A 22,576-nucleotide genomic window follows, 5' to 3' on the forward strand; every position below is an offset into this window, starting at 1 on the left:
AATCAGTCGAGCCTGCCGAGGTAGCGGGTCTCTTCCTTGGTGGCGGCCAACGTAATTGGCCGGTTGCGGCCGCCGACGTTGATCTTCACCTGGCCGGTGTGACGGTCCTGGCTCATGACGATGTCGGCGTCGGCCGGCTGCCCGTTGGAGCCGAGGATCAGCAACGTTTCAGCACCGCTGGGGTAGCTGATGGGAGCGTGATCGCAGACCTGGATGGTGGCCGCGCGATGATTGTCCGACTGCGACAGCCAAAGCCGACGTGGCTCGGCCAGCCGCCGGATCATCGGCCACCACTGTTCGGGGCGGCTTGACGTGACCCGGGCACTGGCCCCGCCGGCCAACGCCCGAAGCACCAACTGCTGGGCCACCCACAGCGGCGCATCGACGTAAATCCTTGTCAGCATGCCCCGTTCGGCCAGTGGCAACAACAGTGGATTGCCGGTCGGGGTGGTGCCGATCAGCTGTCCGCTGGCGCCCACCGGGATCCGCAGGCCGGCCAATTCAGCGGCGACGACGGGCGGCGCGGGACTGGACACAATGCGCCGTTGGGCACGCCAGCTGTGTGCCCCCAAAGGCAGTGTGGCAGTTAGCGCTTCGGCCTGGTCGCCGTACTGACGGATCAGCCCGGGCCGACGATCGGTACGGCTGGGTCGGGACGCGGATACATGCCGCACCCACGTGCGGACATGAAGCTGGCCGCGCCGGGAACCCGGTGTCAGCCGAATGAGCACCGTCGTCGACACGCATCGGTAGGCCCACCATGCGCCCAGATTGAAGTTGGTCAGATCGTCTGGGTGCAACCGGTAGGTCGTGACGAATCCGCTGGGCGTGGCCAGCGTGCCTCGCTCGATCTGGGTGTCGGCAGGCACAAATCCGGCTCCCAGCGCGGCGTGCGCGGCGCGCAGTTCGGCGCCGTCGGCCACGGCCGCAGCGCAGTTGGCCTCTCGCATCCGGCGGGCCACCCGCCGCGTCGCCGCCACCGCCGCCTTGACCGCACCCTCGATACCCCCGCCACGGTTGCGAATGCCCTCGTCGCCGGGGTCGAACCGCAGCCGCAGCACCAGCCAGGTACGCCGCGCTGTCACCGCCGGATTCACCCCGATCAGCTGGTCGTAGGAGCCGGCATAGGCCGTGCCCGGAGCCACCCGCCGACCCGCCTGAGCAACATCGATGCCGGCGAGGTGAATGTCGTATTGCCATAAGCATTCGGCGATCTCGGTCATCGGGACGGTGTCCTCGGTGATCGCGATGCCGCCGTCGATGATGGTGGGCGTCTGCGGCCGCGCCACCAACGCCACCGCGCTGACCAGTATGTCGCCGTCCCACCGCAGCCCGGCGCGGCCTTCGTCATTGGGCAGATCGACTTCGAAGATCCCCGGCGGGTCGGCCCAGATCTTCGCGGCCGGATTGGATTTACGACTTCGCCACCACCGCCACCAGATCACCGTCCAGTGCGTCAGGCTGGCGTCTTTGAAGGCGACCAGCGCCACCAGGATCACCGCGGCCGCCGCGGCGACAAGCCACGGCCAGCCCACCCCTCGCCACACCAGCACCCCGACGATCAGCGCCGCGACGACCTCGGCCGTGATGATGTTGACCACGACATTGGGCATCGGGGCGTGGATGCTCAGCGGGAAGCGGCGCGGACTCTCGTTGGCGCGTGCTGACTTTGACGCTCGGTTGACCGCTCCGGTGAACCTTGTGGTGTTGACGGGCGCCGGTCGCGGGGGAGCGGCCTCAGTTTGCGCGGAGACGGCCTCGCGGACCGCACGATCGGCGGCCACCCGCTGGGCCAGGCGCTCACCCTTGACGGTGGGCTTGTGACGCCGTTCGCTCACTCCGGCCGCCTGACCAGTTTCGACAACCCAAGCACTCCGCCGACCACCACCACACAGGCGCCCAGGCCGATCAGGGCCGTGTACATCGGACGCCGGTCAGGACGGGGGGCGACGACCGGGGCGGCGACGGGCTTGCCCCACGCGTCTTTCGGCAGGGGATCACCTGGCTCGACTGCGAAGGTCAGGGCGGCTACCGGATCGACCACTCCGGCTCCGACCAGATTGTCGTCACCGCGAGCCGGGTTGTGCGCGGTCTCGGTGATACGCCGGATCACCTGATGCGCCGTCAGCGACGGGAAGCGGGCCCGTACCAGCGCGGCCAGTCCGGCCACCACCGGCGCGGCGTAGCTGGTGCCGTTAAAGGATTCCAGCCCACCGTTTTTGGCCGGCTCGGCGTTAACCAGGCCGGGACCGTTGGGATCTAGCGAGGTGATGTTGACCCCTGGGGCCGCGGCGCCTACCCACGGGCCGGCCAGCGTCAATGGGGCGCCGCCGTTGGCGGACAGCGCGGGCTGGCCGTCCTGTCCAAGCGCACCGACCGAGAGCACGTAGTCGCTAAACCACGACGGTGTGGAGATCGTGACCACCCCACCCCAGTCCCGCTGATCCCGCGGCTTCCCGGCGTTGTGCAGCGGGTTCTGCTGGCACTCTCCCTGCGTGTTGCCTGCCGCGGCGACGATCACGACGTTCTTGACCACCGCGGCGTACCATACTGCCGCTCCCAACGAGGTCTGGTCGACCGGCTTAAGGGGTGAAATGCACGACACCCCACTGATATTGATGACCGTTGCGCCCATGTTCGCGGCGTGCACGATCGCCCGCGCCAAGGTGCGCACGTTTCCGGCGGTGTGGGTGGTGTTGGGGTCATTCGGGTCGACGGGCTTGGCCTCTACCGGACCGAACAGCTCGGAGTTCTGACGGATCGACAAGATCGCGGCATCGGGGGCCACTCCGGCGAACGAGTCGGTGGGCACCGGCTGCGCGGCGATGATCCCCGCGACCAGGGTGCCGTGTGCGTCGCAGTCGGTCAGCCCGTCGCCGGCAGTCACGTAGTCGCCGCCCGGACGTAGGTTGGGCAGCCGCGGATGGGGATGTGCTCCGGTGTCGATGACGGCAACCGTTTGCCCCGCGCCGCGGCTGTAGCGCCATGCATCACTCAGGTTGAGGCTGGCCACGTTTGGGTTGACCACGTTGAAGTCCGTGCCTGGGAAGCTGGTCGCAACTCGGCACTCATAGTTCTGCTTGTTCGGCGATTCCGGACCGGGAGGACTATCGGGGGGCACCGCGTCACGGTTGATGGTCGGCGGGGTGATCGCCCACGCCGGTGCGGTCCCAAGCGTGGCGACGGTCGCCGCCGCCATGAAAGCCGCGCCCAGCCGCAGCCCCACCCCCGCTGACTTGATGCGGCTCATCGCAGTCTTAGCCCCACCAGCGCCCCGTAGACATCCATGATCCAAAGAGCCAGCAGCGGCAGCAGAGCAACCATCACAACCTCTACCAGCTCGCCGAACCGCCGCTGCACCTCGTTGAATCTCACCCGGGGCAGCATCACCCCGGCGATCAAGACGCCGCCGGAAGCCAGCAGCAGCACGACGGCAACCGTCAGCACCATCCACAGTCGGCCGTCGGCCAGCGCCAGCCGTACCAGGGTCAGCGCCACGATCAGCGAGCCGGTGCCGATCAGCACCGCCGACTGAATGCCGTCGGCGCCGTTGCGGGCCCGCCGCAACACAACTGCAGCGAGCAGCAGGCTGAAGGCGAAGGCCAGCCAGTAGCGGCGTCGGCCCGGTTCCGCGGCCAGTGCAGTGCCGCCCACTGCGCACACCGCCGCCCCGATCACCATCCCGGTCAGGTATTCGCCAGCGGCGGCGGTGCGTCGTTCGAATACCTCGGCCCCGGGGGCCTTGTACTGCTGGGCACCGGCGGCACCGTCGATGATGAACCGCGGCGAGCGGTCCGGCTCTTCAAACGCCATTCCCAGCGTCGGCACCGGCGGCATCGGTATCCGCGCGGCCATTAGCGCGATCTTGGGGCCCTGCCACAGCGCTATCCAGGCGCCCAGCGCCACCCCGGTGCCCAGGGCCACGTAACCCACCGAGAAGAAGCCCCGCACCAACGCGGCCGTCAACACGATGGTGCCGACGGTCAGCACCGTCGCGGCGAGCGTGATCGCCCGGTCCAGCACAACGGTGGACACCACCGCGATCGCCAGCACCGTGCCCGCGCACAACGCCACGTTGAACGGTCCCCAGCCTCCGGGAACGATGGCCGCACCACCCACACCGGCCAACGGATACGCGCCGATCAGTAGGGCCGTGGCCAACGCGGGACTGCGGTACCGTGCCCCGGCCAGCCACGCTCCGGCGACGGCCACCGCGGCGGCCGCCAGCGCCAGTGCGGGCGGGATCCACAGCGCCCGTCGCGCCACCGAATACAGTCCGACCAGCACGCTGACCGCGACGCAGCCCCCGACGGCGATCACCGCGCCGACGGTGCGTGCCATGTCAGCGCTCCAGGCCGTGAAGCGGGTATCGGTGATCATCGAGGCGGCGTCGGTGACGTCGTCGATCAACGGCTGGTATTCCTCGGCGCTGCGCGCCCGCCGCAGCACCAGGCGGTCGCCGTCGAGTCCCAGCTCGCCCAGGGTCTTGTCGGCGTTCAGTGCCGGACCGCCGACCTCGCTGAGCGTCCAGCGCCCGGCGGTGGCGGTGTGAAACATGCTGACGTCCTTGCCCTGCTCGGCAAGCTTCTTGTCCAGCACTTGAATCAGATCGAAGATCATCGACCCGATCGGCATGTCGATCGGCAAGTCAACGTCCACCTGGCTGGCGCCGGCCCAGATCGCGAATCGACCGGTGCCCGCGACGGCCTCCGCGCTGCCTGCGGCCACCGACACCGGCGACCCAGCTGTCTGATTGTCGATACTCATCCCGTTACCCGGCTTCGTTGGTGTGTTTACCGGTAGCACTTGGGAAATCGGTCGCGATGAGCTCGGCGAGCTCCTCGAACGCTCGCAGGGTGGGCCGCTTGAGTAGCTTCAAATTCACCTCGCCACCCTCGGCCAGGTGATCGTCGAACGGAATCACGTGCACGGCGCGCACGTGTGGGCTGAAGTGCTCTTTGAGCTGTTCAATGTTGGCGGTGGTCTTGCCCTGCTTGTTGTTGTTGAGAATCACCACCGCGCGCGACACCAGATGCTGATAGCCGTGGATCGTCAACCATTCGATGTTGGCCGAGGCCGCACGCGCCCCGTCCACGGTCACCGAAGAGACCAGGATCAAGGCGTTTGCAGTCTTGAGCACACCATCCATGGCCTCATTGATCAGTCCGGTCCCGCAGTCGGTGAAGATCAGGCTGTAATGGCGTTGCAGCACGGCCATGACCCGCTCGTATTCGGACATGGAGAATCGTTCTGACTGCGCCAGATCCCGTTCGCCCGCAACAACTTCCAGGCCGTGCACATTCTGCGACGTGTGGTGCCGCACGTCGCCGTAGCGGCTCAGGTCCTCATCGGCTAGCAAGTCTTTGACGGTGGTGTTGGTTTGCCGCGGAACTCGGCTGACCAGGTTGCCGAAGTCCGGGTTGCCGTCGAGGGCTACGACCCGGTCACCCTTGCGGTGCTGAGCGAATACGCTGCCCAGCGTGACGGTGGTGGTGGTTTTGCCCACCCCACCTTTCAACGAGGCCACTCCGATCTTGTAGTCGCCGCGGATGGGCTGGCGGATGGTGTCCACCATTTCGGCGTAGGAGACTTCCCTCGGTGACAGACCCAGGTTGAGCTTCTTGAAAGTCATCAGGTACAACCACTTTCGCCAACCGTGGCCCGGCGGCAGCTTGCGCGATCCGATCAGGTCGAGGCGGTCAGCGGTGTGGACCAGCGATCCTTCGTCATCGCCCATTCGCTGGTCGACGAAACGCGCGTCGACCGGCTCGTCCATCCAGTTGGCCATGCCCGAGTACGCCCCGCCCTGCCGGGTTTGTGGCTGCGGGGACGGTGCCGGGTACCGATTGTCGACTGCTTGCGCGGGCCGTGCCGAGGTCCACGGGGCAGCAGCCTGTTCCGAGGCGTCCGCCGCAGCCCAGGATTCTTGTTGAGAGGGCGCTTCGGCCCGAATTGCGTTGTCCGGCGGGGCAGGCCGGTCTTCGGCGGCTATCTGGTGAGCGGGCTCGACGGGCTGTTGGCGGTGTTCGACGTCGCGCGGACTGGCTACCGGTTGGGCAGGCGCTTCTGCGTGACGCGGTGCCTGGCTGTAGGAGCGCTCCGGCGGCGCGACTGCCTGGGGAGCCGAGCGCGGCGGCCGGCCCTCGACCGGGGGCCGGAAGGGGTCGGCGCTGCGCGGCTGCTCACCACCGTTTTGCATCCGTTCTCGGATGTATTGCTGATAGAAGCCCCCTCCGAAAGGTTGCGCGGGCGGTTGGCCCTGCGCGGGCGGACGGCGTTGATCGGCCGGGGGCGGGGGACTGTCAGGTCCGAACTGCTGCTCGGACGCGTCTCCCGCGGGCAAGGCTGTGTCGGCCTCCTCGACCGCTGGAAAGAACCGGTCGTAGGAATCCTGGGAGTCGCGATTCATACTCATGCAGTTAACCTGCCCGTTCGTTGAGAAATGTGTTGTATTTGTGCGAGGGTCTCGGACGTCATTTTCAGAAGCCATATTCAGAAGCCATACGAGTTGACTAGTGCCGAGTCGCGGTGAACCACGACCCGCTCGGCAATGTCTCAACGATCATCTCGACCGCCTTGACGATACGGATATTGCTACCTGGGGCGAACGTCGACCACATGGTGCCGTCCAGCGCCTCGGATGGCGACGCCACGATCCGGCCCGCCGGCGTGTCAAACACACCCACCCCCGCCTTTCCCAGGATCTGTTTACCTGGAACATGCTCAATGGCAACGATTTCCGACCGCCAAACGTTGTTGCGGTGCGCCAATGCATCGGTGAAGAACCGTGCTGAGGGCTCCGCCACCCCTGCCTCTAACAGCTCGCGGTAGTAGCCGCTGCCCGCCGCCACGCGCGAGTCGATCGACGTGCCATCGGACATCAGCAGGTTGAACGGTTCGAAGTTGGCGACCATCGCCTCACCGAGCACGCTGATCACCGGAGCGACCACCTGAGCGATGCTGCTGACTTCGGCCGCGTCGTTGAGGTATTGGATCGTGATGAGGTCTTGGTAACGCATGGCCACCACATGCAAGGGTCCGCGGCGGCACACCGCAACGCCTAGTTGGGAATCCTCGCGCCAGATTCGAGCGGCCAATTCGACATCAGGTCGCTGCAGCACCCGTATCCATTGCGCGACAGTCGCTTCGGTGACTTCTCCACCGCTGACCACGCCCTTGTCGATCAGCGACTCCATGGCCGCGGCCTCGGCAGCCGCGGCGGTGTCGCCCTCGAAATAGTCGCGTGGCGGCAAGATCTCGAGCACAACCGGGTAGGCCCCAACTCTCAATATTCGTTGCAGCAGCAGCATCTCGTCGAGATTGAACTCGGCTGCGACGACCGGTGCGGTCACGACAAACCTCTCTGCTTGTGGTCGCGTGTGCGGTGGATAAATGGCGCGGCCCCGATCGCGCGAAAGGTGGCGCGGTCGGGGCCGTTTCACCCCGCGCCGTCGGCGCGGAGGTGGTTGATCAGCCCAGTACGAAGCGCTGCGCGTTCAACCGGTTGACTTGGGACATGCCATCGCCCGCATTCGCGGTCGCGGCACTGAGCTGCACTAGCGCGCTCTTCATATCAGCGGCCGCATTGTTCCAACGGTTCTGCATGTGTTGGTAGCTCTCGCCACCGGTACCGATCCACGCCGCTTGCAGCCGGGTCTGCACCGAAGCAGTCATGTCGTCGATCAGGGTGCCCAACTGGACGGCTGCCCCGTGTATGTTGCTGGCGGTGCCGGCGATCATCGGGAAGGGGTAGTTGATTGAATCAGCCATGAAAGTCGTTTCCTCTCAAGTAGATTGGGAAGTCAGAGGGTCAGGCCTGGATGCCGAACGTTGCCTGACCGGCGCGCAGCAGGTCCTGAGCGTTCGCTTCTTCCTGGGTGTCGTGACTGACCCGTGAAGCGTGCACGCCGTCTTGCATGTCGTTGAGGACCTTGTCCATCTTGACCGCGGCCTCATTCCAGTGACCCGCCGCGCCCTGAAAAGCGAAGCTGGCGTCGCCTTGCCAGGTGGCGGCGACGTCGTTGACGTAGGTGCTGATGGCTTTGATCAGTGCACGGATGTGCGTGGAGGTGCTGTCCATGTGTGCGACAGCGACCTGCATGACCGGGCTTTCAGCATGGAGCGTTGCATCGCCGCCAAATGAGGAGTCATGTGCCATTTGCTCGGTTCCTTTCGGTTTGGTTCAGTGACGTCATTGTTGTCGGGGGACAGGGGAGGCTGGTCATATCCCCCTTTCACCCGAGGCGGTCAGCACCATCGGAAGATCGTCTTCCTCGTCAGCGCCGAAGGGGTCCTCTTCCCAGGACAGGGCATTGCCCTTGCGAGAGCCTCGTCCGCCGCCGGTGCCGCCCATCGCCGCCGGCCCGAGCATTGGTCCCATGCCGCCGGCCGCGGCGTTGCCCAGGCCGGCGCCGCCCGCCACGGGCCTGCCGCTGCCGACGCCAGTGGCCGCGTTAGTGCCGATACCCAGGGCGTCGGCGGTCGTGCGCCACCCGCTGGGCATCGAGTAGCCGCTGCCGCCGCCGAGGCCGGCCGAACGCATGAGACCAATCGATTTCGACGACGACCGTCCACCGGGTTCGCCGCCGCCGTGGCCTGCGGCCAGCCCGCCCGGATACATGCCGCTGAACCCCCCGAGCCCATTGAGCCCGGCCGCGCTGGCGGGGGTGCCGCCGAGCCCGGAACCGCCGCTCATCAGGCTCTGTAGCGGGCCCATGAGCGCCTGGACAGGGCCTTGGCCGGCCGACGTGAGCGCCGAGGGCGACGATCCCAGCGCTTGCGGTACCTGCCCGACGGCCTGGGCGCCTTGAGATAGCAACGGCATCAGCTTCTGGGCGGGGTCGTCGCCCTTGGGTGCGGTTGCAGGGTTCGCAGACTGCTGACCCGGCGCGCCGCCGGGGTTGCCACCCGTGTGCGCGCCCATCCCTTGGGCCGCGGGTGCGGTGCTGCTGGCGACCCCGCTCGATACCCCGCTGAACGCGCCCAGTCCCGTCGTGGCGACGTTCATGGCGCCCTGAACTGCGCCCGCACCGAGTTGCAGCCCCATGCTGACGCCCATGGCCGCGAGCTCCACGCCGGTGCCCGAGGTGATCGGCGGTGGCGGCGTTGCCGGAAGGGGCGCTGAGGCCGCAGTCCCGAGCGCGTCGTAGGTGTTCATCGCCGTACCGGCATCTACCCACATGCCGTGGTAGACGCCGCGGTTTATCGCGATCGGCATGGCGTTGATGCCCATGAAGTTCGTGGCTTGAAGGGCGACATGTTCGGTCTGGTTCGCTTCGACGTGTGCCAGCCGTGGAGTCGCTAGATACGCGGCTCGGAAGGCCTCGGCGAACGCTATGTGCCTAGCCCCAATCGCGTGGGCATTGGCTGCGTTGACAGCCAAAGTCGAAATATGGGGAAGCGTAGAGGCCACGGTGGTGACTCCAGAGGCTCCTGTCCACCCGCCACTGAGAGTGGCCACCGCTCCCGTGAGGTTGGCGACCGCAGCATCCAATACGCCCCCGACGGCCAGCCAAGTGTTTCCGGCAGCGATATGCTGTGCTTCTCCGGCACCGGCCTCCAGGAGCGCCGAATTCACGTCGGGAGGCAATGCCATGTACTGCCCAGCCATTAAGCCAATCCCCCTTCAATGGCTAGATAAAACCGCAGGTCGCGACGGCTAGACAAGCAGCAGGCCCTGATTGACCAGCTCTTGAACCTGGAACGCGATGCCCGATCCGCCGACGGCTTCAGCAGCGTTGACCAGCTCCACCACGTGGGCCTGCAGCATACCGAGATTCTGGGCGTTGTTCGCGTTGAACAACGCAGTGCCCCTCGCCGAAACGTCTTCGGCGCCAGGGGGCATGACGGTGGTCACCACCGGCGTCGCCGTCGCTATCGCGGCTTGCAAAGCTACCGCCTGTGCCAGCAGATCGGCCGCCACGGCCGCCACAACTGGGGTTTCAACGCCGACAAAGTCCATGAGTGGCCCCCTGTGAAAACAAGCAAACGTCTCCGGTATGAAGACGACCTAGGCGAAGTATTACCGAGGCCTCAGGCTACTGCAACGTCCATCGGAGTCAATCCGCCGAACTCCCTAAACCGCTGACAGCGGCCTTGCGTCCGCGAAATTGGGCACTACTCGTCGGCCTGCTCGGGAAGAAATTGACGGGTCCGGATACCGTCAGCTTCTTCACCGGCCAACTGACCCGCGGCCAGCACCGTCTCACTGATCACCGCCGCCAGCTTCTCGGCCCGGTAGCGGTCGACGACACCCGGCTCTAGATAAAGGTCGGTCAGTCGTTGCAAGCCGTCGACCTCGGCGATGACGTCCTCATCCTCCGAAGCCACCCGGCAGCGAAGACCCTCCACATCCGCGATCGCAGCGCCCAGCCGCGCCGACAACTCGGCTTGAGCGTCCAACAACGCCTGTACCGCAGCGCTGCCGGCCACATACCGCTGGTCCTTCGCAGGTTCTTCCATGCCGACCAACAGTAATTCGACGGGAGATGTAGTGCGCCTGAACCCGACCTAGAATCGCAGTCCATGAACCTGGAGCTGGCCGAGCGAGCCTTTCGGATCGGAGTCGCCAACCTCGGCATCCCCACGACCGGCTCTGAGCTGCGATCGGTCGATCTCGCCGAGGCCCGCCGGGCCTTTCAGAAGGCTGTCGAGATCGACGAAGGGATGTGCGATGCATGGATGGGCCTCGCGATGGTCACCATGCAGGAAAACCAAGGCACCTCGGCCGTCACCGACCGCTATGTCATCAACCAGTGCTACCGCACCCGCAGCCGACTCGGCGTCGACCAGCGCCGGTTCGGCCTGCCGCCGCACACCCTGATGGGCCTGTACCCGGCGTCGTTGATCAACCTGCAAATGTTCACCGCCGACGACCTGTGTCTGGCGCGAGCAGCATTGCTGGCCGATGACCGTCAGTACGACGATGCAATGGCACTGATCAAGGAGGTCAAAGACAGCCGCAATCGCACTCAGATTGCCGACTTCCTGATGGGCACCATTTATCTCCGCACCGAACGCTGGCCCGACGTCCTGGAAGCCATCAATGCCCACGACTGGAAGGACGGCGTACTCGCCGATTGCGCCAATTACATGGCCGGCGCGGCATGTGCACATTTGAAGATGTTCACCGAAGCCGCGCGCCGCCTCGACGCCGTAAAGACCACCATGGGTGACGTCTACAACAAGGCCTTGCTCGAGCGGGCCTTCATATACCGAGAGTTAGGCGAGGAAAACCAGGCGCGCGCCTTCTTCGAAGCGTTGCACGCCCACCGCGGGGATCCCGAGCTGGGCGCCGCCGCCTCGCGCGCACTGATGGACCCGACGGTGCGCATCACGTTGACCACCGAAGAACTCATCGCCACCCGCACCGATTACTGGGATCCGGCCACAGCCCCCGCGGTCGACTCCGCGATCACCGCCGACCGCCGCGCAGCACTACTCAAGGAGGCGGAGGACGATCTGGCGGAGCTTATCGGCCTGGACTCGGTCAAGGACAGCATCAGGGATGTCGAAGCCAACGCGCTGATAGCCGGGAAGATGCGCGAAAAAGGTTTGCCCGTAGGCGAATTGACCGAAAACATTCTGCTGTCCGGGCCGCCCGGTACCGGAAAGACGCAAGTGGCCAGCGTCTTGGCGAAGATCTTCGCCGGCCATGGCATCGTCGAAACGGACAAATTTGTCAAAGCCACCGAAGAAGACATGGTCAGCAAATACGTCGGGGAGACTCGGGAGAAGACGTCAAAGGTGATCGACAACGCCCAGGGCGGCGTTCTGTTCATCGACGAGATCTACACGATGGTCAAAGAAAGCCGCGAGCACAATCACGGTAAAGAAGCCATCGAAGGTCTGCTGCACCGTTTGGAAGATGACCGCGAACACTTCGTCTGCATTGTGGCCGGCTACGAACAAGACATCGACAAATTTCTGCGCACCAACTCAGGTCTGCCTGGCCGATTCACCCAGCGGATTCGCTTCCCCTCTTACACCCCGGATCAACTCGTCGCGATTGCCGAGGTGCAGGCTCCCAAAGCCGGGGCGCCGCTGACCCAAGACGCGCGCGACACCCTGTATCGACAGTGCACTGAGATCTACAACGACATTGACGACGCGACTGGGCTGCGCCGAATCGACTTGCTGGGCAACGGGCGATTTATTCGCCGGATCATCAAGCACGCGTCAACCGCCCGTAACCGCCGGCTGGTCACCAGCGGCATCGACCTCGACCGTGTCGAAGAGCATATGGAACTTATCGGTGACGACATCAGGCGCGGGATAGCGAAGGCCGCCGAGGCCGAATCCGAGGAATCTATCCACTCCAGCTAGCACGTGATGACCTGCGGCGATGCCAGGGGCCAGTCACCGCAGCCACATCCGTTGCACGGGAGGCTTGGTCATGGATTCTGCGACTCGATATCGCCGGCGCTATCGGATTACAAACCAAGATATGGCCCGCACTTTGATGCCCGAGTGACGGATGTGACCACATCGCCCAAGTCAGGACCTCGCCCTCCGCCCAGGCTGACTGCGTGAAACAGGCCATTCGTCAGCGGCCGCAGCGTAGCGTGTCGGCATGTCGTTTCGTTTGCTCGGCGCGCCGTGGTGGCTTCGCTGGCCGCTGCTGACTCTCCTGAGCACACTGGTTCTGGCCGTGATGTGGGGGTTCGGAATCCCGGGTTTCGGCCGCACAGCGGACCTGGTCTTCATGGTGATTGCAAGCCTTGTCATGGGCGCGCTCCTCACCGCGGCACAACTCCCCAAGCATCGCGCCTACAAAGCCGCGCTTGACGGCCTCAGCAGCGAGCAGCGGTCTCAAGCCGTTCGATCACTTTCAGGCGGCGATGTCCCGGCGGATCCGGCTGTGCTGATCGCTGCCATGCAAATTGCCACTGTCTTGGCAGCTGGCCGCCAGCCCACCCGGAGAAAGTTGTTTCTCTGTCTGTTGGTCCTGGCGTCGTTGTCGTTCACCGCTATGGGCCAAATCGCGGCCGGCAAAGTCGCCCAAGGCCTGGGATGGGTGGTCATGGTGATCGCGTTTGCGGGGGCCTATGCCTGGGACTGGTATGACGTGCGCCGCTTGCAGACTCGCGTCGAGCAGCTTCGCGAGGCTGGCGGGCGGCTGGAAGCTACGGGGTGACGAGGATCTTGCAGTGCCGCTCGGGGTCGGCCAGGTCGTCGAACGCCGCGCCGACGCCGTCCAGTCCGACCTCGCCGGTGATTAGCGGGCTGACGTCTATGTCGCCTTCGCTCAGCGCGCGCAACGAGCCGGCGAACTCGTCTGGGGTGTAGGCGAGCACGAACTGCACGTTGATCTCTTTGGCAATCGCGAAGAACGGGTGCACGGTGTCAGGCTGCATGCACACCCCGGCGACGACCAGGCGAGTCCCCGGCCGTGCCCGCAACAACACGTCATCGATGATTCCCGGCACTCCGACAGCCTCGAACACCACGGCGGGTTTGACGCTGTCGAACGGCGAACCCTGCGCCGGATCCAGGTTCTGGTGGGCACCCATTGCCGTCGCCAGCTCGCGGCGCTTTGGTGAAAAGTCAGCTGCAACAATATTTTCCACGCCGCGGGCCTGAAGGGCCGCGATGATCGCGATACCGATCGGACCACAGCCCAATACCAGCGCCGTCTCGTCGCGTTCGATATTCGACTTGTTGACGGCGTGCAGTCCCACCGCCATGGGTTCGGTCAACGCGGCGTGTTTGAGGTCCAGGCCGTTGGGGATGGGCAGCAACAGCAGCGCCGAGAGGAGCATCCGCTCGGCGTAGCCGCCGATCGTGCTGTTGCTGTACACGATTGGCTCGACACCCTTGGTAGACAACAACACCGGCAGCGACGTGACCTGCGTCCCGGGCGGATGCGTTTCGGTGTCGGGGCCGGCTTCGAGTATCTCGGCACTGAATTCATGGCCCATGTAGATGTCGTGCTCCAAATCGACATTCATGCCGCCAGAACCACCGGCCACTTTGCCGCTCATTTCCAGCACCTGGGCGCCGTGAGCGGCGAAATGTAGGTCAGAGCCGCAGATTCCGCATGCTCGCACGGCGACCAGGACTTGGCCGGGCCCGGGCACTGGGTCGGGTACGTCGTCGCGGTAGACCATGCGCCCATCGCGTAACACCGAGGCGCGCATTAGCTCTGCGCCTTCTCGTGTTCGGCGACATGCTCCGTGATGGCATTCACGACGGCCTGGCCGGCCCGGCCGATCAGTTGGTCGCGCTTACCCTTGGCCCACTCGTGCGATGAGCGCGATGCTTCGAGTTGACCCTTGAAATGGGGAATCACCTTGCGGGCGAACAGGTCATAGCAGTGGAAGGTGGCCTGCGGAGAGGCCCAGTCATGGCCGAGCAGCAACAGCGTGCCGAACCCGCCTGACCGTTCCAGCAGATCCTCGATGTGGGCGATCGCATCCTCAGGAGCGCCGATGCAGCAATTGCCTTTGGCCGCATACTCTGCGACGAACTCCTGTGGTGACTGCGCGCCGTCGACCTCGTTGGACAACGGGACAAACCCGGCTGCGCCGAAGTAGTTCGCGAAATCCTGTAGCCCGTACGTACAGTCGTCGATCGCCTGCTCGCGGCTGTCAGCGATGTGCATGATGGACAGCACCCGCCAATCGGCCCGGTTCGGCTCGTCACGTCCGACTTTGGCGGCCTGCTCGCGGACCACTTCCCAGGTGTTTTCCAGCGCGGCGTAGCCACCCGGCACCGACATCGACAGCGACAGCAGTGACGTGCCCAACGCACCGGCCAGCCGCGGCCCGGATGGGGAAATCATTGCAGCCGTGGAGATTTCCGGATACGGCCAGGTGTAAGGCCTGATATGCAGTTGCGCGTCGCGCAAGGTGAACCAGTCGGCGTGACGGTCGATTCGCTCGCTGGGGCCGGCGCGGAACAGCGCGAGGATCGCTTCCAGCGACTCCTGCATCATGTGCCGCTGGTCGACCGGGTCGATTCCCATCATGTGTGCGTCCGACGGCAGCGCGCCGGGTCCGGTGCCGAACATGACCCGTCCGCGCGTCAGGTGGTCCAGTAGCACCCAGCGGTCGGCCACCATCAGCGGATGGTGGTAGGGCAGCGAGACCACGCCGGTGCCCAGCCGGATGTGCTTGGTCCGCTCCGCGGCGGCCGCGATGAACACCTCGGGACAGGCGATCAGCTCGTAGCCGCCGGAGTGGTGTTCGCCGAACCACGCTTCGTCGTATCCAAGCCGGTCCAGCGCGACGACCCGCTCCAGGTCGTATTCCAGTGCCACCGTTGGGGATTGGCCGGTCGGATGAAACGGCGTGATGAAAACGCCGAAACGAAGGGGTGCATCCATCACCATTCCACTCCTTTGAGGAATTCGAGCAGCGTCACATTCACCTCGTCGGGTCGCTCCTGCTGCAGCCAGTGTCCGGCGCCGTCGATCATCACCTCGCGGTACGGCCCGGAGACCACCTCCGCCGCCCGGTCTTTGCGGGTGAACGCCAACACGGGATCGCCTGTGCCGCCGATGAACAGGCATGGCACCGCGATGGTGGCGTCGGCGAGGTGTGGCGTGGTCTCCCAATTGCGGTCCATACACCGGTACCAGTTCAACCCGCCGGTGAACCCGGTGCGGGTGAATTCGCTGACGTAGTGGTCGAGTTCGTCCTGGCTGAGCCACGCGGGCAGCCCGTCCGGCTCGGGAATTCGATCGATGAAGCCCGCCGGGCCGGGAGCCGCCATCCGGATCCCATCGCTCTGGTTGGCGGGGAGCTGCAAGGCACCCATCATGCGGCGCATGGTACGAGCGGGATCACCGTCGAGTTCGGCGTCGGCGACACCCGGCTCCTGAAAATAGAGGATGTAGAAGAAGTTTTCGCCGAATATTCGGCGAAGCGCCTCCGTTGTCGGCCTTTTCGGGCGAGGCACCGGGGGAACGCTCAACGCGGCAACGGCCGCGACCCGGTCTGGGTGCAGTAACGGTGCGTTCCACACCACCATGGCGCCCCAGTCGTGACCGACCCACACGGCGCGGTCGACGCCGACGTCGTCGAGCAATCCGACGATGTCTGCGGTCAGGTGGTGGATGTCATACGCCTCAATCGCGTCGGGACGGGACGAGCCGCCGTAGCCGCGCTGATCGGGCGCCAGCACGTGGTAGCCGGCCTCGGCGAGGGCCGGAATCTGACGTCGCCATGAATAGGCCAACTCGGGAAAGCCGTGGCACAAAACCACCACGGGGGCGCCGCGATCCCCGGCCTCGACCACGCGCAACTGCACACCGTTGGTCTCCACTAACCGTTCGGTTGACGACGCCACCGTCTCACCAAATCACAACGGCACCGGGCTGAGAAGGGCTGGTGCGCCGGGCAGCATAATTTATGCATGCGATTGGACCACATTGTTCTGTGGACGAAGGATCCACGGGCAGCGATGGACTTTTACTCGACGGTGGTCGGGCTAACACCGGTGCGTTTTGCCGAGTTCGAAGCCGGAGAGGCGCCATTCCCGAGCGTGCGGGTGTGCGAGGACTCCATCATCGACCTGATACCGACGGAAAACGCTGGCGGTACGGAGTCGATGACGAGGGTCGGGGGCAGCGCGGGCCATCCGGTCAATCACGTCTGCCTCGCAATGTCCAAGGCCGAGTACGACGCCCTGGATCAGCGTCTGCAGGCCGTAGGCGTGGATACCGGCGCGCGGCTGAACCACAGCTTTGGAGCCAGGGGATGGGCGCCGCAGGGCTACTACTTCCCCGACCCGGACGGCAATGTGGTCGAGGCCCGCTATTACGAGTAATGCGTCAACCCGCGTTAAGTCTGCGCTGGCGGCGGGCGCCACTCGTACTTCATCTGCGTGGGCGCAGCGCCAACACCGGGAACTGTCGGTCGTTATGTAGACGAAAGCTGGCGACCCGCTGCGCCCCGGCTCTGCCGGAGCTGGCGATCACCACGGGAACGGCGGTGGCGACCCGCTGCGCCCCGGCTCTGCCGGAGCTGGCGATCACCACGAGCGGTAACCTGGACTTTTCCAGCTGCGTGAATCGGGGAAGGAAACTGGCCGACAAGGCCGATGATTGATGAACCGGAAAAACGTACTCCGCACCATTACGGCAATCGCTGTCGTGGTGGTGCTCGGTTGGTCGTTCTTTTACTTCAGCGACGACACTCGCGGTTACAAACCCGTCGACACCTCGGTGGCGATGGCCCAGATCAATAAGGACAACGTCAAGAGCGCGCAGATCGACGATCGCGAGCAGCAGCTGCGGTTGACCCTGAAAAAGGGCAACGGCGACACCGATAATTCCGACAAGATCATCACCAAATACCCCACCGGATACGCCGTCGACCTGTTCAAAGCGCTTAACGCCAAGGACGCAAAAGTCAGCACCGTCGTTAACCAGGGCAGCATCCTGGGCGAGCTGCTGGTCTACGTGGTTCCGCTGCTGTTGCTGGTCGCCGTGTTCGTGTTCTTCTCCCGTGTACAGGGTGGCGCGCGGATGGGCTTCGGCTTCGGCAAATCGCGCGCCAAGATGCTCAATAAGGACATGCCCAAGACCACATTCGCCGACGTGGCCGGCGTGGACGAGGCGGTCGAGGAGCTCTACGAAATCAAGGACTTCCTGCAGAACCCGTCGCGGTATCAGGCCCTGGGCGCCAAGATTCCCAAGGGCGTGCTGCTCTACGGGCCGCCCGGAACCGGCAAGACGCTGCTGGCCCGCGCCGTAGCGGGCGAGGCGGGTGTTCCCTTCTTCACCATCTCCGGCTCCGATTTCGTCGAGATGTTCGTCGGCGTCGGTGCCTCGCGGGTACGTGACCTCTTCGAACAGGCCAAGCAGAACAGCCCGTGCATCATTTTCGTCGACGAGATCGACGCCGTCGGTCGCCAGCGCGGCGCCGGCCTCGGCGGCGGTCACGACGAACGCGAGCAGACCCTCAACCAGCTGCTCGTCGAAATGGACGGTTTCGGCGATCGTGCCGGCGTGATTCTTATCGCGGCTACCAACCGGCCCGACATCCTGGACCCGGCGCTGCTACGACCCGGCCGCTTCGACCGGCAGATCCCGGTGTCCAACCCCGACCTGGCCGGCCGTCGTGCGGTGTTGCGGGTGCACTCCAAGGGCAAGCCGATGGCCCCCGATGCCGACCTGGACGGACTGGCCAAGCGGACCGTCGGCATGACCGGCGCCGACCTGGCCAACGTCATCAACGAGGCGGCGCTGTTGACCGCCCGGGAGAACGGCACCGTCATCACCGGCCCCGCCCTGGAAGAAGCGGTGGACCGGGTGATCGGCGGGCCCCGCCGCAAGGGTCGGATCATTAGCGAGCAGGAAAAGAAGATCACCGCCTACCACGAGGGCGGGCACACCCTGGCGGCGTGGGCGATGCCCGACATCGATCCGGTCTACAAGGTGACGATCCTGGCCCGCGGACGCACCGGCGGCCATGCGGTTGCGGTGCCGGAGGAGGACAAAGGCCTACGGACCCGCTCGGAGATGATCGCCCAGCTGGTCTTCGCGATGGGCGGGCGCGCGGCCGAGGAGCTGGTATTCCGGGAGCCGACGACCGGCGCGGTTTCGGACATCGAACAGGCCACCAAGGTGGCGCGCGCGATGGTCACCGAGTACGGCATGAGCGCGCGGCTTGGCGCGGTCAAGTACGGCACCGAACACGGTGACCCGTTCCTGGGCCGCTCGATGGGCACGCAGTCGGACTACTCACACGAGGTCGCCCGCGAGATCGACGAGGAGGTGCGCAAGCTCATCGAGGCTGCGCACACCGAAGCGTGGGAGATCCTCACCGAATACCGCGACGTGCTCGACACATTGGCCGGTGAGCTGCTGGAAAAGGAAACGCTGCACCGCCCTGAGCTGGAGGCGATCTTCGGCGACGTGGAAAAGCGGCCGCGGCTCACCATGTTCGACGACTTCGGCGGCCGGGTCCCGTCGGACAAGCCGCCCATCAAGACACCCGGCGAGCTGGCGATCGAGCGCGGCGAGCCATGGCCGCCGCCCGTGCCGGAGCCCGCCTTCAAGGCAGCCATCGCACGTGCCAGCGAAGCCGCCGAGGCGCAGGTCGCGCAGTCGGGCGCGGACGCGACGGGCAGCGGCAATGGTTCGCACGGCGGCAACGACGGCTACGGGCAGGGCACACCGCCGAACGGCCCCACCCAGCCCGACTACGGCGCCCCGGCCGGCTGGCACGCGCCGGGATGGCCGCCCCAACAGCGGGGTGGAGGCTGGTACCCGCCGGGATCGCCACCGCCCAATTGGCAACCGGCGCCGAGCTACCCCGGCCAGACCCAACCGTCCTACTCGCCCTATCCACCGCCGGATCAGCCCACTCCGGATGCCGAGAAGTCCCCTGACGAAGACGAGGACGTGAGCCGGTCGAACCCGCCGGCCCACGGCTGACCCACGGAGGAGATTCGATGGCGCTGCCGGATTCTCGCCCCGCACCCAGGCGCATACGGGCCTTCGATCAGTCACGTGCCGAGGCCGCGATCCGCGAGCTGCTGTATGCGATCGGCGAGGATCCGGAACGAAATGGCCTGCAGGAGACCCCGGCCCGGGTCGCCCGCGCCTACCGCGAGATGTTCGCCGGCCTCTACACCGACCCAGACACGGTGCTGAACACCACGTTCGACGAAGACCACGATGAGCTGGTGATCGTCAAAGAGATTCCGCTGTACTCCACCTGCGAACACCACCTGGTGTCCTTCCACGGCGTGGCCCACGTCGGCTACATCCCCGGTGAGGACGGCAAGGTGACCGGCCTGTCGAAGATCGCCCGGCTGGTGGACCTCTACGCCAAACGGCCCCAGGTGCAGGAGCGGCTAACCAGCCAGATTGCCGACGCACTGGTACGAAACCTCAATCCGAGCGGGGTCATCGTCGTCGTCGAAGCCGAGCACCTGTGCATGGCGATGCGCGGCGTCCGCAAGCCCGGCGCCATCACGACGACGTCGGCAGTGCGTGGTCAGTTCAAGACCTGTGCCGCGTCTCGAGCCGAAGCGCTCGACCTCATCCTGCGTAAGTGAGTCGGCGCGCCTGTGCAGGTTATGGGGGTTCTGAACGTCACCGACGACTCGTTCTCGGATGGCGGGCGTTACCTCGACGCTGAGGACGCCGTTAAGCACGGTCTGGCACTGGCCGCCGACGGCGCGGGGATTGTTGACGTCGGCGGCGAGTCGACCCGCCCCGGAGCCGCTCGCGTCGATCCACGCGTCGAGGCGTCCCGTGTCGTCCCCGTAGTCAAAGAGCTTGCAGCGCAAGGAATTACCGTCAGCATCGACACCATGCACGCCGATGTGGCGCGGGCGGCGCTGCAGAGCGGCGCGCGGATCGTCAACGACGTGTCCGGTGGTCGGGCCGATCCCGGGATGGCTCCGCTGGTGGCCGAAGCCGGCGTGCCATGGGTGCTGATGCACTGGCGACCGATGTCGGCCGACCGTCCCCACGAGGCTCCGCACTACCGTGACGTGGTGGCCGAAGTGCGCGCCGAGTTGCTCGCCGGCGTCGACGACGCGGTTGCCGCGGGCGTCGATCCGGCAAAGCTGATCATCGATCCCGGGCTCGGCTTCGCCAAGACGGGACAACACAATTGGGCTCTGCTGCGGGCCTTGCCGGAGTTGGTGGCCACCGGTATTCCGGTGCTGCTGGGTGCGTCGCGCAAGCGGTTCCTCGGCAAGCTGTTGGCCGGTCCGGACGGGGTGCTGCGACCGCCGGACGGGCGTGAGACGGCGACCGCAGTGATTTCCGCATTGGCCGCCCTGCACGGGGCCTGGGGTGTGCGGGTGCACGACGTGCAAGCCACCGCCGACGCCCTCAAGGTTGTCCGGGCCTGGACCGACACCCCGACGAACACTGAGCTGGCTGGAAGCGATGGCTGACCGAATCGAATTGCGCGGCTTGACAGTGCATGGCCGCCACGGAGTCTTCGAGCACGAACGCGCGAGCGGGCAGGACTTCGTCGTCGATATCACGGTGTGGATCGACCTGGTCGACGCCGCCGCGAGCGACGACCTGGCCGACACCTACGACTACGGGGCGCTGGCCGAGCTGGCGGCCGGCGTGGTGGCCGGACCGCCGCGAAAGCTGATCGAAACGGTCGGGGCCCAGATCGCCGAGAAGGTGATGGACGACCAGCGCGTGCACGCCGTCGAGGTCGTGGTGCACAAGCCGCAGGCCCCCATTCCGCGGCAGTTCACCGATGTGGCCGTGGTGGTGCGGCGGTCGCGGCGCGGCGGACGCGGCTCGGTGATTCCTGCGGGCGGGGCCGTATGACCTGCGCCGGCGACGATGCGGTGGGGGAGCCCCCAGCCGCGCAGCGGCGAGGGGGACGAAGCGATGAGGAGGAGCGGCGCACATGACCCGCGCCGGCGACGATGCAGAGAGAAGCGATGAGGAGGAGCGGCGCACATGACCCGCGCCGGCGACGATGCAGAGAGAAGCGATGAGGAGGAGCGGCGCACATGACCCGGGTGGTGCTGTCGATCGGTTCCAACCTGGGCGACCGGTTGGCACGGCTGCAGTCGGTCCGGGACGCGCTCGGCGAGTCCGTGCTTGCGGTCTCGCCGGTCTACGAGACGGCTCCCTGGGGTCGGGTGGATCAGGGGGCGTTCCTCAACGCGGTGCTGATTGCCGACGACCCGGCGTGTGACGGGCCGGGGTGGCTGCGCCGAGCCCAGGAGCTCGAACGGGCAGCGGGCCGGATTCGCGGGGAGCGCTGGGGTCCGCGCACCCTCGACGTCGACCTGATCGCCTGCTATGACAGCGGTGCGGCGGGCCAGGTAGAGGTGATCTCCCGGGAGAACAACCTGACGCTGCCGCATCCGCTGGCCCACCTGCGCGCCTTCGTGATGATCCCGTGGCTCGACGTCGAGCCCGACGCGCAGCTGACCGTCGCCGCGGGACCGACGCCCGTCGTGCGGTTGCTGGCCGAGCTCGAGCCGGACGACCGGGACGGTGTTCGGTTGACGGGACTGGCGCTGCGCTGATGGGACCGACCAGGAGACGTGACCTCACGGCCGCGGTGATCAGCGCTGCGGTGCTGGGTTACCTACTGGTGATGCTGCTGTACCGCTGGTTTCCGCCGATCACGGTGTGGACGGGGTCGTCGCTGCTGGTGGTGGGTGTTGCCGAGGCATTGTGGGCCCGCTACGTGCGGGCCAAGATCAGCGACGGCGAGATCGGCGACGGTCCCGGTTGGCTGCATCCACTTTCCGTGGCACGCAGCGTGGTGATCGCCAAGGCATCGGCCTGGGTGGGCGCGCTGGTGCTGGGTTGGTGGGTCGCGGTGCTGGTGTATCTACTGCCGCGGCGGTCCTGGCTGCGGGCCGCCGCCGAGGACACCCCGGGCGCCGTGGTAGCGGCCGTGAGCGCGCTGGTTTTGGTGGTCGCCGCCCTGTGGTTGCAGCATTGCTGCAAGTCTCCGCAGGATCCGCCCGAGCACGGCGAAGGCGCGGAAGGCTAACCGGGCTATGCGGGCCGAGCAGACGCAAAAGCTCCTCCGCGTACGGCGTGTCGGGAGCTTTTGCGTCTGCTCGCCGAAGTCGGCGCGGTGAGAATCGCCGGACTCGCGCGACACGCGGTTTGACCTCGCCC

The 22,576-nt window shown here is 66.0% G+C and carries 23 protein-coding genes; 9 read left to right on the forward strand and 14 right to left on the reverse strand.

From position 1 onward, the window contains the following. Nucleotides 1–2: 2 nt before the first annotated feature. From eccE to AC5Y21_RS05555, 10 genes are all read right to left on the reverse strand, one after another. Nucleotides 3–1,838 carry a type VII secretion protein EccE gene (gene eccE, locus AC5Y21_RS05510; RefSeq protein ID WP_499910229.1) on the reverse strand — a complete coding sequence of 612 codons (1,836 nt, stop codon included), beginning with the start codon at nt 1,836–1,838 and terminating at the stop codon, nt 3–5. After that, a complete protein-coding gene (gene mycP / locus AC5Y21_RS05515; protein ID WP_499910231.1) occupies nt 1,835–3,250 on the reverse strand; it encodes a type VII secretion-associated serine protease mycosin in 1,416 nt (471 codons plus the stop codon). The genes eccE and mycP overlap by 4 nt, the downstream gene beginning before the upstream one ends. Further along, nucleotides 3,247–4,767 carry a type VII secretion integral membrane protein EccD gene (eccD, locus tag AC5Y21_RS05520; protein ID WP_499910232.1) on the reverse strand — a complete coding sequence of 507 codons (1,521 nt, stop codon included), beginning with the start codon at nt 4,765–4,767 and terminating at the stop codon, nt 3,247–3,249. The genes mycP and eccD overlap by 4 nt, the downstream gene beginning before the upstream one ends. Nucleotides 4,768–4,771: 4 nt before the next feature. Continuing rightward, entirely contained in the window at nt 4,772–6,415 is a 1,644-nt protein-coding gene (locus AC5Y21_RS05525) for a MinD/ParA family ATP-binding protein (protein ID WP_499910234.1), read from the reverse strand. A gap of 97 nt (nt 6,416–6,512) precedes the next feature. After that, nucleotides 6,513–7,352 (reverse strand): ESX secretion-associated protein EspG, encoded by an 840-nt coding sequence (locus AC5Y21_RS05530; RefSeq protein WP_499910236.1) that lies wholly within the window; start codon nt 7,350–7,352, stop codon nt 6,513–6,515. Between the two features lie 118 nt (nt 7,353–7,470). Next, entirely contained in the window at nt 7,471–7,770 is a 300-nt protein-coding gene (locus AC5Y21_RS05535) for a WXG100 family type VII secretion target (RefSeq protein WP_499910238.1), read from the reverse strand. A gap of 40 nt (nt 7,771–7,810) precedes the next feature. After that, the gene (locus tag AC5Y21_RS05540) at nt 7,811–8,158 is read right to left on the reverse strand and encodes a WXG100 family type VII secretion target (protein ID WP_499910239.1); all 348 of its coding nucleotides are present in this window, start codon (nt 8,156–8,158) and stop codon (nt 7,811–7,813) included. Between the two features lie 63 nt (nt 8,159–8,221). Next, a complete protein-coding gene (locus AC5Y21_RS05545; protein WP_499910241.1) occupies nt 8,222–9,610 on the reverse strand; it encodes a PPE family protein in 1,389 nt (462 codons plus the stop codon). Between the two features lie 48 nt (nt 9,611–9,658). Continuing rightward, entirely contained in the window at nt 9,659–9,961 is a 303-nt protein-coding gene (locus AC5Y21_RS05550) for a PE domain-containing protein (RefSeq protein WP_499910243.1), read from the reverse strand. A gap of 155 nt (nt 9,962–10,116) precedes the next feature. Continuing rightward, nucleotides 10,117–10,461: a hypothetical protein gene (locus tag AC5Y21_RS05555; protein ID WP_499910245.1), complete on the reverse strand. Its 345-nt coding sequence runs from the start codon at nt 10,459–10,461 to the stop codon at nt 10,117–10,119. Nucleotides 10,462–10,524: 63 nt separating this feature from the next. Here AC5Y21_RS05555 and AC5Y21_RS05560 point away from each other — a divergent pair, with 63 nt between their 5' ends. Both AC5Y21_RS05560 and AC5Y21_RS05565 read left to right on the forward strand, forming a co-directional pair. Next, nucleotides 10,525–12,324: an AAA family ATPase gene (locus tag AC5Y21_RS05560; RefSeq protein WP_499910247.1), complete on the forward strand. Its 1,800-nt coding sequence runs from the start codon at nt 10,525–10,527 to the stop codon at nt 12,322–12,324. A 247-nt stretch (nt 12,325–12,571) separates the two neighbouring features. After that, nucleotides 12,572–13,135: a hypothetical protein gene (locus AC5Y21_RS05565; protein ID WP_499910249.1), complete on the forward strand. Its 564-nt coding sequence runs from the start codon at nt 12,572–12,574 to the stop codon at nt 13,133–13,135. Here the strand turns inward: AC5Y21_RS05565 and AC5Y21_RS05570 are convergent. The 3 genes from AC5Y21_RS05570 to AC5Y21_RS05580 are packed head-to-tail and all read right to left on the reverse strand — an operon-like array spanning nt 13,125 to nt 16,290. After that, on the reverse strand, nt 13,125–14,138 hold the full coding sequence (locus tag AC5Y21_RS05570) for a zinc-binding dehydrogenase (protein WP_499910250.1): 1,014 nt from the start codon (nt 14,136–14,138) through the stop codon (nt 13,125–13,127). The genes AC5Y21_RS05565 and AC5Y21_RS05570 overlap by 11 nt on opposite strands. Further along, nucleotides 14,138–15,325: an LLM class flavin-dependent oxidoreductase gene (locus AC5Y21_RS05575; protein WP_499910252.1), complete on the reverse strand. Its 1,188-nt coding sequence runs from the start codon at nt 15,323–15,325 to the stop codon at nt 14,138–14,140. The genes AC5Y21_RS05570 and AC5Y21_RS05575 overlap by 1 nt, the downstream gene beginning before the upstream one ends. Further along, nucleotides 15,325–16,290, reverse strand: coding sequence for an alpha/beta fold hydrolase (locus AC5Y21_RS05580; RefSeq protein ID WP_499910254.1), 966 nt, complete (start codon nt 16,288–16,290; stop codon nt 15,325–15,327). The genes AC5Y21_RS05575 and AC5Y21_RS05580 overlap by 1 nt, the downstream gene beginning before the upstream one ends. 66 nt (nt 16,291–16,356) lie before the next feature. On the opposite strand from AC5Y21_RS05580, the gene AC5Y21_RS05585 reads away from it, so the two are divergent. Beyond that, nucleotides 16,357–16,770 (forward strand): VOC family protein, encoded by a 414-nt coding sequence (locus tag AC5Y21_RS05585; RefSeq protein WP_499910257.1) that lies wholly within the window; start codon nt 16,357–16,359, stop codon nt 16,768–16,770. A 49-nt stretch (nt 16,771–16,819) separates the two neighbouring features. On the opposite strand, the gene AC5Y21_RS05590 is transcribed toward AC5Y21_RS05585, so the two are convergent. Then, entirely contained in the window at nt 16,820–16,981 is a 162-nt protein-coding gene (locus AC5Y21_RS05590; RefSeq protein WP_499910259.1) for a hypothetical protein, read from the reverse strand. A 69-nt stretch (nt 16,982–17,050) separates the two neighbouring features. Between AC5Y21_RS05590 and ftsH the strand changes: the two genes are divergently transcribed. From ftsH to AC5Y21_RS05620, 6 genes are all read left to right on the forward strand, one after another. After that, nucleotides 17,051–19,384 (forward strand): ATP-dependent zinc metalloprotease FtsH, encoded by a 2,334-nt coding sequence (gene ftsH / locus AC5Y21_RS05595; protein WP_499910261.1) that lies wholly within the window; start codon nt 17,051–17,053, stop codon nt 19,382–19,384. Nucleotides 19,385–19,401: 17 nt separating this feature from the next. Further along, nucleotides 19,402–20,010: a GTP cyclohydrolase I FolE gene (folE, locus tag AC5Y21_RS05600; RefSeq protein WP_499910263.1), complete on the forward strand. Its 609-nt coding sequence runs from the start codon at nt 19,402–19,404 to the stop codon at nt 20,008–20,010. A 21-nt stretch (nt 20,011–20,031) separates the two neighbouring features. Continuing rightward, nucleotides 20,032–20,862, forward strand: coding sequence for a dihydropteroate synthase (folP, locus tag AC5Y21_RS05605; RefSeq protein WP_499910265.1), 831 nt, complete (start codon nt 20,032–20,034; stop codon nt 20,860–20,862). After that, complete coding sequence (folB, locus tag AC5Y21_RS05610; RefSeq protein WP_499910267.1) at nt 20,855–21,256, forward strand: dihydroneopterin aldolase; 402 nt, start codon at nt 20,855–20,857, stop codon at nt 21,254–21,256. Before folP ends, folB begins: the two co-directional genes overlap by 8 nt. A 188-nt stretch (nt 21,257–21,444) precedes the next feature. Then, entirely contained in the window at nt 21,445–21,969 is a 525-nt protein-coding gene (gene folK / locus AC5Y21_RS05615) for a 2-amino-4-hydroxy-6-hydroxymethyldihydropteridine diphosphokinase (protein WP_499910269.1), read from the forward strand. Further along, entirely contained in the window at nt 21,969–22,445 is a 477-nt protein-coding gene (locus tag AC5Y21_RS05620; protein ID WP_499910271.1) for a DUF3180 domain-containing protein, read from the forward strand. The genes folK and AC5Y21_RS05620 overlap by 1 nt, the downstream gene beginning before the upstream one ends. The last annotated feature ends 131 nt before the right edge of the window (nt 22,446–22,576 follow it).

It is taken from the genome of Mycobacterium sp. NGS41 (genome assembly GCF_059812725.1).